Consider the following 14667-nt stretch of genomic DNA (forward strand, 5'->3'; position numbering starts at 1 on the left):
GGTATATTTACCAACAAAATACTATCAAAGGTAATAAACCTATTAAGATTGCTCATTCTTATTCTATACTTTCTATCTTACCAGAGAAAGAAACTGCGAATGCAGCCCCTTGGTCAATACCAATATCAGGAGAAAGGGTATCACTTGATAAAACTAGTGTTGATGTGGGTAGTGAACAAATCTCCGAAATAATGTGCGATTCATCACTTGCTTGGCATGAAAAATTGTGCGTATTGGTGGGGGATACTGCTTATAGCCAACGTTCATTTCTTTTTGAACAGTCCAAACACAAAAACTTGGTAGTGCCAGAGTACGCAGTAATCGGATTTTCTACCAATCTCCACTTGTTGAGGTGTCAAAGAAAAAACCTGGGTGCAAGAAAAAATACGGTGAGCGATTTGATTTAGGTGATGCCGAAACTTGGCACAAGCCTGACGAAACAACACAAATTCAGCAGACAACTCGTAAGGGTCGTCTTTTAAACATAACCATACTTGCTTGGCATCAAATGTTGATCAGGGGAACTAAGCACCAAAAAATGTACCGTCATCCTTTTACTCTGCTCAGAATTAATGTGACTGATGATACTAATCAATCTCTCTGGAAACCAATGTGGTTAATTGTCATAGGTGAGCAACGTGGAGAAATCTCACCTACAGTTGCAAACCATTGCTATAGACAAAGGTTTGATATTGAACACCTGTTGCGATTTAGCAAGCAGCGTTTGTTGATGACGGAGTTTCAAACTCCAGATGTTGAACACAAGGAAAATTGGATACGTTTAGTAATGCTTGTTTACGTACAACTCTGGGCAGCCAAAGATTTAGCAACACACTTATCTAGACCCTGGGAGCGTTATTTAAAACCTCAAAGTGATACAATCATGACTCCTAGTACTGTGCAACGCGATTTTCCGAGAATTATTTCAGAGATTGGTACACCCGCTCGTTCTCCCAAAACCCGGAGAAATTCAATCGGTCGAGTTCAAGGTCAGGCTCAAACGCAACGCACTAAGCATCCTGTGCTCAAGAAGCAGTCAAAATCAACACCTGATAAACAAAAAACTGCGTAAATTTTTTTAGGCTTTAGCCGTTTAACTTAGTTGGACTCAGTTGGAAACATAACTGGGGTAATTTATGATGCGTAGTTTTTAGTTCGCGAGTGTGACTCGCTAAATATCTTCTTTTTGTCCAAAGTCCAAAAATTTAGTTGCTCTGAGTCAACTGACGTAGTATTTATTATACTACGTGTCCCGAAATACATTTTTTTATTTTCCATAAATAAATTTAGGCGATGCACTGACGTAGCCGAAGTGGGCTTGTACCTTTTTCTTTTTGGTCAGAAGTTAGAGGTCGTTTAAAAAGTCTAAAAGTATACCAAAAAATCCTACTTCCATTCCTCTCCCGCAAAGGTCGAGAGGCTTTGAAACCCTCATTCCCTAGTAAAAATTGGCGGAACGGTTCTAGGGGGTTAGGTTTGGGAGCTTTTGGTGTTAGCAATAATACCTTTGAAACATCCTCTTAGGGCAGTCTTCTGTTTACTAATCATTCCTTGGTTCAGTAACGTCTTTTTCCTTTGGCATGTGTTAACAGGCATATATTGTGGGCATCATAATCCCAAGCCAAATACATCAGCTAGCAGCCATAAAACTCTTTGGCAGCAAGTTTTTCATTTACAACTATAGTATCGATTTATGGCAGATAGTTTTAGACGTTATCTCTTTGTTTCTCGATATAGTTTATACACTGAGTTGATTTTAGGATGCGTACAGATTCAATTAGGAGTAATCTGTAGCGTAGGTATTTTGACATTATCAGAAGCTAAGTTACAAGCTGCCCAAGCACATCAGACCTGGAAATCACTTTCAGAATTGACCGAGCGAGTTACTATAGTAAATCCTTCTTCAGCAGAGCAATACTCAGAACTTGGAATTCACAGAGAAGTCAGAGCGGCAGATTGGGCTGATAGCGCAACCTCTTCTCTACAAGGAACTGCACCAACCAGTCCGCGTACCCCTACTCAAAGGCCAGCTAGTAAGAGCGATCGCACCAAAGCACCTGACTTTGCTAAGGGTGAACTGAACTTCGGTCATTTACAATTTTCGATACCGCTCCCCTATCAATTAAAGCCAACACCTATTTTGATGGCGGCACCCGAAAACTTCAATCCTTCACTGCGATTACCACCAGCGCTACCCGAACCACCGCTACCCGAACCACCGCAGAATTCTAGTCCACCACCAACTTCCACCGAACCAAGAACGCCGGATGCAGTTTTGGAAAGTATTGATACGGACTATCGCTATGACACAGACAACTTTGGCCAAACTAATTTTTTCCTCGAACCAACGGTTAAGTTTCGATTGAGCAATGGCAATAAAATATTTTTCAAGACAGGTTTTAACTTCTTTAAGCAAGACGGCGTTGAATCAGTAACCAATTTTCCCTTACAAATTGGATGGCAAGGAAAAATTGGGCAAGTGACTCTACAAACAGCAGCCGGAGTCGATGTGTTCAATCGTTTACCCACAGCTATCAATCTCAATGCTAAGGTGGAGGCTCCCATTTCACCGCCGCGAGTTTCGTCATCAGGTCGATTGCTATCGGCAGTAATACTATCAGGTAATTTAGAACAAGGACCTTATAAATCCAATGCCCGAACTTTAGACAATCAAATTACCGCTTGGCGATTTGGACCTGATTTATACTGGCAGATTGACCGTAATACCAGCTTGTTTTCGTCATTGCGTTTGGGTAGTTACAACGATGGGAATTCTGAGGTGCAGTCATTTAGTAGATTAGAGCGCAAGTTTGGACAATTTTCTTTGGCGGCTAACTTATTCACTTGGAGTTACGATCGCGATTTAGAACGCACAAGTGGCTATTTTTCCCCACCAGATTTTCTAGTTTATAACGGTGAGGTGGCTTGGGAGGGAGATATTGCTAATTTCTTACGCTGTCGCCTCGCTGCCAATTTAGGACGGCAACGGCTTAAAGGAGAATTTGACAATGCCAATACCTATCAAACGCGCTGTACCGTAAAGGTTTCACCAAATATAGAGCTAGACCTCGGCTATAGCTTTAGTAATGTCCGAAATCAAGAAACCGGGGGAAGTGCCTATAGTGGTAATTCCTTGACAGGACAGTTGCGGGTCAAATTTTAGGAGTTACTGATAAGGCTGAAGAATGAAAGCACCATTACCTGATAACGAAATACAGCGAATCGAATCTCTTTTGGAGTATAAAATCCTCGATACTCGTTCGGAAGCTGCCTTTGACGACCTCACCCGTTTAGCCTCCTATATTTGTGGAACTCCCATTGCCTTAATCAGTTTAGTTGATAGCGATCGCCAGTGGTTCAAGTCAAAAGTTGGTTTGGATGCCTTAGAAACACCGCGAGATGTAGCATTCTGCGCCCATGCTATTATGCAACCTGAAGTTTTTGTTGTGCCTGATGCAACCGAAGACAAAAGGTTTGCTACAAACCCGCTAGTCACCTCCGATCCGAATGTTCGGTTTTATGCTGGTATACCGCTGATTAACCCTGAAGGATATGCACTAGGAACACTTTGTGTAATTGACCATGTACCAAGAGAACTCTCTCCAGAACAAGTTGAAGCATTACGAATTATCGGTAGCCAGGTAATCAAGCAACTAGAAATGCGGCGTAACTTAGCAGGTTTTGTGTTGGCGAGTGACACACGCAAACAGGCACAAAAGGGACGTAAACAATTTTTTAAAAGAGTAGCCGGAGGATTTGGGTTAGCATCAGCAATTTTAGTTTTGATTGGTGTGATTTCTTATCAAAACACACGTATATTGATTGATACTAAAAATCAGGTGCAGAGAACCCAAGAGAAAATCAATAAACTGGAAGAATTACTGTCGGATATGAAGGATGCTGAGACTGGACAACGCGGTTATATCCTGACTGGACAAGAAAGTTATCTGGAACCTTATCAAGCAGTAGTTGGAAACATCGATCAAAAAATTGCAGAACTGAAGGATCTAATCATAGATCAACCTAGCCAACAACAGCAGTTTGCAACCCTTGAATCTCTGATAGCTGCAAAACTTGCCATACTCAAGAAGACTATATACCTGCGTCAAAATCAGGGATTCGACGCAGCGTTGCAGGTAATCCAGACAAATCAGGGAAAATATCTCATGGATAATATCCGCAAGGTCATACATGAGATAGAGAATCAGGATAAAAGGTTGCTCCAACAGCAATCACAAGGTGCAAAAGCCAGTGCTAACAAGACGCTTTTGACACTTGCGCTCGCTATTTTTCTAAGTTTTGTCATTTTGGGTATAGTTTACTACTTAATTTCTCGTGAGGTAAAAGAGCGTAAATTAACAGAGGAAACACTGAACCAAGAACGCAACTTTATCTCAGCAGTCCTTGATACAGCCAGCGCTTTGGTAATAGTTATTGACACACAAGGGCAAATCGTTCGCTTCAATCAAGCTTGTGAACAAACAACTGGTTACTCATTTGATGAAGTGAGAGGAAGGCATTTCTGGAACCTGTTTTTACTTCCTGAACAGGTAGAGGAAGTTAAAGCAGTTTTTGAGCAGTTACGATCTGGTGAAGGGCCTAAAGAGTACGAAAACTATTGGGTAGCTAAGGATGGCAGTCGGCGGCTCATTGCCTGGGCTAACACTACCTTGCAAGACTATCAGGGCCACGTTGAATACATTGTCGCCACAGGTATTGACATCACCGATGTATTCGAGGATCTGCGCTTACGCAAACTAGCTGAACAGCATCTCAAAGCAGAGTATGCTACAACCCGCGTCTTAGCAGAGTCAACTACAATCAACGAAGCTATGCCCCAAATTCTGCAAGGAATCTGCGAAAGTTTGGGATGGGATTTAAGTGAATTTTGGATGGTAGATCAACGAGCAAATCTACTGTATTTCCTAAATTCCTGGTATAAAATATCCTCAAAGATGCAAGAATTTGACATCCTAAGTCGGCAGATCACGTTTGCACCAGGAATTGGGCTGCCTGGTCGTGTCTGGGCTAGTGTTGAACCTGTTTGGATCGCTGATGTCGTTAAAGAGCAGAATTTCATGCGTTCTCAAATCGCTGCTGAAGTAGAACTGCACGGAGCTTTCGGTTTTCCAATCCGTAGTGGTAAAAAAATCATCGGTGTCATTACCTGCTTTAGCCATGAGATTCAACAACATGACCCGGATTTGGCAACAGTAATGAATTCGATTGGTGAGCAAGTAGGGCAGTTTATTGAGCGCAAGCAGGCAGAAGAAGAACTTCAACGCCAAAACTTGCGATCGCAATTATTTACTGAAATCACCCTCAAGATTCGTCAGTCTTTGCAAATCAAAGAAATTCTCCAAATCACTGTTACGGAGGTACAGAAAATTATCCATAGCGATCGAGTTTTGATTTATCAACCTTTGGCAGATGGATCTGAAACCACTGTAGTTGAGGCAGTAGTTTCTGGGTGGCTGGCAATTAAAGAGAAAAAGCTCACTGATGCTTACTTTCAAGCGGAATATACACAGCAGTACTATCTACAGCAGTATCGTCAAAGACGAGATATCGAGCTTGCTGAATTGGATATAGCTGAAGTCCAAAAAAACCAGATGAAATTACTACAAGAATTTGGGGTCAAGTCCAATTTGGTCATACCCATTCTTGTCAAAGAAGAACTTTGCGGTTTGCTGATTGTCCATCAGTGTAGCAGTTCCCGCCAATGGTCTAGCTTTGAAACTCATCTTTTACGGCAAATAGCTGACCAAGTAGGTATTGCCTTAGCCCAAGCCCAAATGTTAAACGCAGAAACTCAACAGCGACGAGAACTCGAAATTGCCCGTCAGCAAGCTGAATTAGCTTCTCAAACCAAAAGTGCCTTTTTAGCCAATATGAGCCATGAAATTCGGACTCCGATGAATGCTGTGTTAGGCATGACAGGCTTAATGTTAGAAACTCCCCTTAACTCAGAGCAACGGGATTTTATTGAAACAATTCGCATTAGTGGAGACGCTCTTTTAAGCCTGATCAACGAAATTTTGGATCTGTCCAAACTTGAGGCTGGGGAAATGGCACTGGAAACTCTAGATTTTAACTTATCTACCTGTGTAGAAGAGGTGTTGGAATTATTGGCTCCCCCAGCCCATAGTAAGGGATTAGAAATAGCAGCGTTGATTTATCCCAACGTCCCTATCAACCTCCAAGGCGATGCTGGCCGCCTGCGGCAAATTCTGATGAACCTGATCAGCAATGCGATCAAGTTCACCAGCAATGGAGAGGTAATATTACGAGCAGAATTGCGATCGCAAACCTCTACTACAGCCACCATTTATTTTGCCATTATAGATACTGGTCTTGGCATTACCTCTGAAGACCAATCCAAACTCTTTACGCCATTTACCCAAGTAGATGCTTCCACTACCCGCAAATATGGCGGTACAGGTTTGGGATTAGCCATCTGTAAGCAACTGGTAAGCTTGATGGGAGGAGAAATTGGCGTAGAAAGTCAGTTAGCAAAAGGATCTAAATTTTGGTTTGAAGTAACTCTCGCCAAGCAACTTTACCCTATTTCCTCAGAAAGCAATGGCTTCGCCAACGCCAACGGCGAACGCGAACTTTTGCTCAATCGGCGCTTGTTGGTGGTGGATGATAATGCTACTAATCGCAAAATCATCCACCATCAAGCTACTCGTTGGGGAATGCTGGTGGATCAGGCTGCTTCGGCTACTACTGCCCTCCAAGCTATTCAGGAAGCCGCCAAGCAAAAAAATCTCTATGACATAGCTGTGGTTGATATGCAGATGCCAGAAATAGATGGGATGACCTTGGGAGAGCAAATTAAGGCAAATTCAGCGATCGCTGGGCTACCTTTGATTATGCTTACCTCTACTAATCAAAGAGATGAAATCCAACGAGCGCTAAAAATAGGATTTGCGGCTTATTTGGTCAAACCTGTTAAGCCGTCCCGACTCCTCGATACCATCATGACTATCTTAGGAACCCAGATGGAACAAGAGAAATCAGAAGTCAGAAGTCAGGAGTTAAAACTTAAAAATCACGAAAATAACAGCAACTATCATTCTCCTGGCTCCCCCAAACTTAGAATTCTCTTAGCTGAAGATAATCTGGTGAATCAGAAAGTTGCCTTGAAACAACTCCAAAGCCTGGGCTACAGTGCTGATGTCGCTGGTAATGGGAAAGAAGTTTTGCAGTTATTAGAAAAAATTCCCTACGATTTAATTCTGATGGATTGCCAAATGCCAGTTCTGGACGGTTTTGAAACCACAAAAGAAATTCATCGTTGGCAAGAAAGCAGCTTTGCCAGCAGTCGTCGTCCTGTAGTAATTGCGATGACAGCTAATGCCATGAAAGAAGATCAACAAATGTGTCTAGATGCCGGAATGGACGACTATCTGAGCAAGCCAGTAACTAAACAAAAATTGGCTGCGGCGCTACAGCATTGGGGAAGTGTGATATTCAAGGCAAAAGAAATAGCTGCCACAGAGCAGATTTCTACTACAGATGTCAGTTTAGTTGACCTCCCAATTGATTGGGAACGTTTGCATCAACTCTCGGAAAATAATCCAGAATTTGAATTGGAACTACTGCAAATATTTGTTGAAGATATTCAACCTCGCCTAGAGGTAATAAGAATAGCGATCGCTGCTCATGACTTTGGTCAAATAGCGCGAGAAGCCCATCAAATCAAAGGTGCTAGTGCTAATGTTGGAGCAACAACTATGCATCTGGCAGCAGAAAAACTAGAACAACTAGCTTATAACCAAGAGCGTCGAGGTACTACTAACTTCATCTCAGAGTTAGAAGAGTTTGTTAAACGCATCCAAGAATTTTTGAAATGTCAAGATAATAACGCAGAAATCTAAAAAATTAATAATATTTATTAATAAATAAAAAGTGACAACTTTTTCTGAGTAAGCATGAATAATACCTATTTTCCATTTTTCATTACCCATTTCATATTTTGAATGATAGAACTTGCGAACAACTGGGAATAATAACTTTGATGTACTAAAAGTAGGTTCGGTGAGTTAACTGCATCTTATGCTGAGAATTTTTAGCCTAAATATCAGTTAAATGCATCACCTCCTATCCCCAATTAATTCCCGAAAAGTGAGGTTTTCCTGATGAGTCAGATAAGTAGAGACGATGTCCGAGAACGGCTTGGCAATATCGATCAGATCCGCGATATTATTTTGGGAACACAGCTAAGAGAGTACGAAAATCGATTTAACAAGCAGGAGTCAGATATCTCACTCCTGCAACAACAGATGCGATCGCATGTCGATCAACTTAAGTCAAACTTTTCGGCTGAACTAAAGGCAGGGTTTGAGGCGGTGGAGAAAAAGCTGAAGTCACTCAACCTGACAACTCAAGAAGAAACTCTTGACTTACGGCAACAAGTTGATAGACTCAATAAAAAGTTCTCTAACAGTGTTCAGTCGCTTGATGACACATTAGATAGCCAAACTACCTCGATTCGAGATGAAATTTTTCAAACTAAAGTCCAATTACAAGATGATGTTACAGCGTTACGGGATCTGATTTTAGAAGAAATAGACCGACGCTTCTCACAGTTGACAGACACTAAGGTTTCTAAAGACGATATGGCTGAAACTTTGTTTGCTTTGGGAATGCGTCTGAAAGAAACTGAATTCATTCCTAAATTACGAGAAGCAGCCGATGAAGGCAGCGACAACTATACTCCTGTACCGCTTCTAGAAACTGCAAACTTGTCAAAAGTGTTAACTCACTCCAATAGTACCGCAGAATTACATTCCTAATCAAGTCAGAAGGCAAGGATAAATGAAGGGGATGAGGGAGATAATTCTTGACTCCTAACTCCTGTACAGACGCGATTAATCGCGTCTCTCAGCACTTTTAAAGACGAGACTTACTGATATGACTCAGGTGGAAAATTCGATTTCTCAATCTTTTGAGTTAAAACCAGAAAAAGCTGTACAGCTTGATAAATTATTGGATTTACTTGTCGAACTGAAAATTATCGAATCACCTGAGCAATCTTTTTCTTTATTACCATCAGAAACTGATAATAGTCATGAGTATATTACTGAAGAAATTGAATTACTGCAACTTCCTCCAGTGCCGTTAGAAGTATGTGAAGCTTATTTAGAGTCAGCTTGGAATTTTCCTCAAAATATATCTAATTCATCACAAATTACCCAAGAAGAATTAGAAAAATCTATTGAAATTTTTGCAACTTTTGAGGAAACGTTAGACAACTCAGAAGATGCATTGCAAAAATTACGGGAGATATTGGTCGGATATGAATTAGCAGAAATCAACAATATCGTAGCAAAATTTGAGCAAAATTTTACGAAAATAGAGGATCAAATTTATGACCCTAAAGAGCTAATAAATCTACTACTCCCGTGTATTTCTGAGCTTTTAAGGCTAAAGATTACAGAGTCAAAAGAAGAAATTGTAGAGATAATTGCTCCGATTATTGATCAGGCTATCCGCAGTCGCACTGAACAAGATAAAATTAGCATGAGTGCGGCGATCGCTCCTACTATTCCCCTAGCTATTTCCCAGCAGATTATTATTGCTCCAGAGGAAGTTTCAGATGCGATCGCTCCTGCAATCGGACGAGCTATTAAAAAGCAAATTGAAATTGAACAAAATATTGTTGTGGATGCACTCTACCCAATTATTGGTAGTACCATAGCTAAATATATGGCAGAGACCATCCGTGCCATTAACAAGCAAGTTGAAGAAACCCTAAGTATTGAAGGAATAAAACGTAAAATTCGTGCCAAGCTACAGGGAGTTTCTGAAGCAGAATTAATTTTTAAAGAAGCTTTACCATTTACAATTCAAGCTATTTTCTTGATACATAAAGCATCTGGTTTAGTTATCTCAGATATTCAACGCTCTGATGCACACCAGTTAGAGGCTGAAATGGTAGCAGGAATGCTGACAGCAATTCGTAGCTTTGCTAATGATTGCATCAATCAATCTGGAAATGTGACAGAATTAGACGCAATCGAATATGGGAGATCTAAAATAATTTTAGAAGTTGCAGGATACTGTTATTTAGCACTCGTTATGCAAGGAGAGCCAAGCAAAAACTTTATTTTACAAATGCGGCAAATATTCAGCAAAATTGTTCAAACACATGGTCATTTAATTGAAAAGTTTGATGGTGATCCAGATACAATCCCTGTTGAAGTTCATACAGTTCTAGAAGAACTTAAAGATACAGATATTCAGCAGAAAAAGAAAAAAAAGTTATCGCCACTACTGATATTATGCTTAACAGTTATCAGCACTATTTTCATTCCTTTGGGCTTTTGGCGATACCATACTGGAGTGATCCATTCTATTGAAAATCAAACTTCCTTGGCTTTAACTTCTGTTCCAGAACTAGCTGTATATCGGCTTACAGTACAGATTGAACATGATAAATTAAAATTAACAGGACGATTACCTAATCAACTTCTTCGTCAGAAAGCCGAGCAAATTGTCAAAGTAACCTCCTCTAATTGGTTGATTGACAATCAAATTTTATTAGTAGAAGTACCAGCAGACCCTGTATTAGCTGCTGCTGAAGTCAAACGAATCACAGCAGTTTTAAATCAGACTGACAATATAGCAATTTCTGCTCAATACATTGCTGGTAAAGTAGCTGTCGAAGGTACTGTCAACCGAATCGCAGATGCTCAAATTATTGCTCATGCACTTGAAGCAGTTCCAGGCGTAAAATTTGTATCTAGCGCAGTGCGAGTCCAATCCCCACAGATTGAAGTTCGATTTTACTTTGAACCTGACTCAGCGAGTTTGATGAGAGCGAATTTAGGGTACAAGGTTCAACAAGTAAAGTTTTTCCTCAATCAGCACCCAAATCAGCATTTAAAAATCATTGGTTATAGTTATGACCATACTGGTAAGAATACATCTTTAAAATTGGCATTTATGCGAGCAAAGACTGTACAAGAAGCACTGATTAAATTAGGTATTGAGCCATCTCGTCTACAGATAATTGGTAAGACAAACTTACCACCAGGAATTGATGTAACTCACCCCTTATGGTTAAGCCGCTGTGTAGTTCTAGAACTGATAAACAGGCAACTTTAAGTTTAAAATAGCTCTGATTCATATAAAATACTACCTACTTTCCCTCAACTATGTCTACAATTTCTAAAAAAATCTGCTTATTTGGTGATTTTGGTGTTGGTAAAACTAGTCTAATTCGCCAATTTGTAGAGTGTCAATTTAGTGATGAATATCTTTCGACAGTAGGAGTAAAAATTTCTCGTAAATCGGTTGAGTTTTCTACAAAAGACCTGTATGATGGGCAAATTTTACAGCTTATAATTTGGGATATTGAAGGCAGTAATAAGTTTAAGGCAGTTGCTAAAAACTATTTTCAAGGTTCTAAAGGTGCTGTGATAGTTGGTGATGTCACACAACCAGAAACACTCAATCATCTCCAGGATCATATTCAAAGTTTTTTAGCTGTTAATCCTAAAAGCTATATTGTTGTTGCACTGAACAAATCAGATATGATTGCAGGCGAGTATTTAGAAAAAATGCGTCAAATGTATCAATTCAGTGAGCAAAATAACGTATTAGACACCTATTTAACTTCAGCTAAAACTGGCAAGAATGTTGATGAAATATTTAAAACTTTAGCCACTCGTTTAATTTAGTAAGATGAACTCATTGTTGATAAACCTATTATCTATATGTCATATTGAATATTTGATAATTGATGAAAATTTCAAGATTCTGGAGAAGTCTTTAGGACTAAATCATTTTGCTGATATTCCTGATGAGGTGAAACAAGGTGAGGATATTAGGATTGTGTTTCCAGAATTAGAGGGACTTGAAGATGTTTTTGATGCGATTCGGCAGGGAGAGCAAGATAATTTTGAATTAAAGGGAATTATGCGCTCACAAGATGTAGTTTCTCCTTTATATATTGATATTCGTATTACTAAAAATATACAAGAAGATCATTCTGGTAATCCGCTAATTATTCTTGTGGAAGATGCGACAGAACGGATGGTTCTTGAGCAATCTTTGTTTCAAGGTGCAAATGAAGCAAATCTTTTATTACGTAATTTAAAGGCTTCTAAACAATATATTGACCAAATTGTGACATCAATAGCAGATGCTTTATTAGTGACAACACTATCAGGAAAGATAAAAAAAATAAATCTTGCTGCACAAATTTTATTGGAATATGACGAAGTAGAACTCCTGGGTCAATCTATTACAAAAGTTATTAGAGAAATCAATAGTTGTCCGCTAATAAATAAGGATATTAAAAATAACAATTTACTACAAAGTCAAGATATAAATTCTTTAGAAAAAGAGGTTGAAACCGTTTGTTATACCAAAAGTGGTAAAACAATTCCAGTAGCTTTTTCATACTCAATAGTGAAGACAGAAATTGAACATTTTCAAGGCTATGTTTACATTTTGCGAGATATGACTGAACGGAAGCAGGCAGAACTTGCTAAACAGGGATTTTTAGCGATGATTAGCCATGAGGTTCGGACTCCGATCGCATCAGTAACTGGTATGGCCAGCTTATTACTAGATAGTGGATTGACCGCCGAACAGCAAGATTTTGTTGAAACCATTCACACCAGTGGAAATTCCTTACTCAAAATTATTAACGATTTCCTTGACTTCTCCAAAATACAATCGGGGAACTTGGAACTAGAAGAGGAACCTTTTGGTTTACGAAATTGCATTAATGAGGTTCTTTATTTACTTGCACCTAAAGCTAGAGAAAAAGGTTTAAAACTCACATTTTTAGATACTCCTAAAGTTCCTACTAGGATTGTGGGTGATATTACGCGACTGCGCCAAATCTTGATTAATTTACTTAGTAATGCTATTAAATTTACTGGAACTGGAAGTATAGAAGTTTCAGTAATAACCCGCAAGAATAGCAATATTAATCATTCTTCTACAAATACTGACGAGATTCAGTTTAGCGTTAAAGATACAGGCATCGGAATTCCACGCGATCGCCTTGAACGTTTATTTAAAGCCTTCAGTCAAGTTAACTCCTCCATTACTCGACAGTATGGTGGTACTGGGTTAGGTCTTGCTATCTGTAAGCAACTGTGCGAGTTAATGGGTGGCAAAATTTGGGTTGAAAGTGAGCTTAGTGCAGGTAGTACATTTTACTTTACGATTGCTGCTTCTATTATTCCAGAGGAGTCAGAAGTCAGGAGTCAGGAGTTATTGTTGTTGTCCCCGCCTAAGAGCGTCCCTATGTCTTCTTCCCCATCACCTGACTCCCATAAATTAAGAATTCTCTTAACTGAGGATAATCTGGTGAATCAAAAAATAGCCTTGAAGCAACTCAAAAGCTTGGGCTACAGTGCTGATGTCGCTGGTAATGGGAAAGAAGCGTTGCAGCTATTAGAAAAAATTCCTTACGATTTAATTCTGATGGATTGCCAAATGCCAGTTCTCGACGGTTTGGAAACTACAAAAGAAATTCATCGTTGGCAAGAAAGCAGCTTTGCCGGTGGTTGTCGTCCTGTAATAATTGCGATGACAGCTAATGCGATGAAAGAAGACAAACAAATGTGTCTAGATGCCGGAATGGACGACTATCTGAGCAAGCCGGTGATGAAAGAAAATTTAGCGGCGACATTAGAGCATTGGGCAAGTGTGATATTCAAGGCAAAAGAAATGGATGCCGTGGAGCAGACAGTTTCTACAATAGATGTCGGTTCAGTTGACCTCCTAATTAATTGGGAACGCTTGCATCAACTCTCAGAAAATAACCCAGAATTTGAATTGGAACTACTACAATTATTTGTTGAAGATATTCAACCTCGTATTGAGATAATTAAAATAGCGATCGCTACTGACAATTTTGAGCAACTAGCGCGAGAAATCCATCAAATTAAAGGTGCTAGTGCCAATGTTGGAGCTACAACCATGCATCTAGCAGCAGAAAAACTAGAACAACTAGCTTATAACCAAGAGCGTCGAGGTACTACTAACATAATCTCAGAGTTAGAAGAATTTGTTAAAAGCATCCAAGAATTTTTAATCAGGGCTCCTAGCTTTTAACTCCTAACTCCTGACTGCCGTTGCAACTTTGGTAATATTTACTAATAAATAAACAGTAACGATTATCTACTGTCGGCTCATAACTCAATTTGTCGGCAATGGCGGACATGATTTTTAAACCACGGCCACGCTCTTGCTCATTCTCTTCAAATTCACATATTTTCCGCAATTGCTGCTCTAAGTCAAAGGGTTCACCTTGAGACCAAATGCGAATTTCTATATATTCATCTAATCGTATAGCTTCCATCTCAATAGGAGTTTCAATAGGTAAATTTTTGTGGGCATGTTCAACAATGTTAGTAAAGCCTTCTATCATCAGTGTTTGACATTGCCACCAAATTTGTTTATCAGGAATAGGTGGTAGATTCATCTGCTCGAACCAAGACAGGACTTGAGGCGACGCTATCAGGTCTGTATTGACTTTTAGATAAATTTTATTTTTCACTTTTTAACCAATAAAATATTTTAAAATCATCATATTCGTTAATTACAGCAGTTTGCGTTCAAAGCAGCCACAATAAAAACTACCTAATAGGCTCAACAAACAGACCACAATGATTAAACCAATTTAGAGCATTTTCA

The 14667-nt window shown here is 39.5% G+C and carries 7 protein-coding genes and 3 pseudogenes; 9 read left to right on the forward strand and 1 reads right to left on the reverse strand.

The features are described 5' to 3' along the window. The 9 genes and pseudogenes from V7K49_RS18005 to V7K49_RS18040 all read left to right on the forward strand — a co-directional run. A pseudogene (locus V7K49_RS18005) lies at nucleotides 1-407 on the forward strand (hypothetical protein); the annotation flags it as partial. Further along, entirely contained in the window at nucleotides 353-1072 is a 720-nt protein-coding gene (locus tag V7K49_RS18010; RefSeq protein ID WP_335206690.1) for a hypothetical protein, read from the forward strand. The pseudogene V7K49_RS18005 and the gene V7K49_RS18010, both read left to right, overlap by 55 nt. A 621-nt stretch (nucleotides 1073-1693) precedes the next feature. Then, nucleotides 1694-3163 carry a hypothetical protein gene (locus tag V7K49_RS18015; RefSeq protein WP_335206691.1) on the forward strand — a complete coding sequence of 490 codons (1470 nt, stop codon included), beginning with the start codon at nucleotides 1694-1696 and terminating at the stop codon, nucleotides 3161-3163. A gap of 22 nt (nucleotides 3164-3185) precedes the next feature. Continuing rightward, on the forward strand, nucleotides 3186-7883 hold the full coding sequence (locus tag V7K49_RS18020; RefSeq protein WP_335206692.1) for a response regulator: 4698 nt from the start codon (nucleotides 3186-3188) through the stop codon (nucleotides 7881-7883). Nucleotides 7884-8144: 261 nt separating this feature from the next. After that, on the forward strand, nucleotides 8145-8801 hold the full coding sequence (locus V7K49_RS18025) for a hypothetical protein (RefSeq protein WP_335206693.1): 657 nt from the start codon (nucleotides 8145-8147) through the stop codon (nucleotides 8799-8801). A gap of 118 nt (nucleotides 8802-8919) precedes the next feature. Continuing rightward, nucleotides 8920-11115, forward strand: a complete 2196-nt coding sequence (locus V7K49_RS18030) for an OmpA family protein (RefSeq protein ID WP_335206694.1) — start codon at nucleotides 8920-8922, stop codon at nucleotides 11113-11115. Nucleotides 11116-11165: 50 nt separating this feature from the next. Next, nucleotides 11166-11690, forward strand: coding sequence for a Rab family GTPase (locus tag V7K49_RS18035; RefSeq protein ID WP_335206696.1), 525 nt, complete (start codon nucleotides 11166-11168; stop codon nucleotides 11688-11690). A 355-nt stretch (nucleotides 11691-12045) separates the two neighbouring features. Next, nucleotides 12046-12471 (forward strand): annotated as a pseudogene (locus V7K49_RS34705) (PAS domain-containing protein); the annotation flags it as partial. 21 nt (nucleotides 12472-12492) lie between these two features. Further along, nucleotides 12493-14085 (forward strand): annotated as a pseudogene (locus tag V7K49_RS18040) (ATP-binding protein); the annotation flags it as partial. On the opposite strand, the gene V7K49_RS18045 reads toward V7K49_RS18040, so the two are convergent. Beyond that, entirely contained in the window at nucleotides 14075-14530 is a 456-nt protein-coding gene (locus V7K49_RS18045) for an ATP-binding protein (RefSeq protein WP_335206699.1), read from the reverse strand. The pseudogene V7K49_RS18040 and the gene V7K49_RS18045 sit on opposite strands and share 11 nt — an antisense overlap. Nucleotides 14531-14667 lie beyond the last annotated feature (137 nt).

This window comes from Nostoc sp. (assembly GCF_036919675.1).
GTDB lineage: Bacteria > Cyanobacteriota > Cyanobacteriia > Cyanobacteriales > Nostocaceae > Nostoc.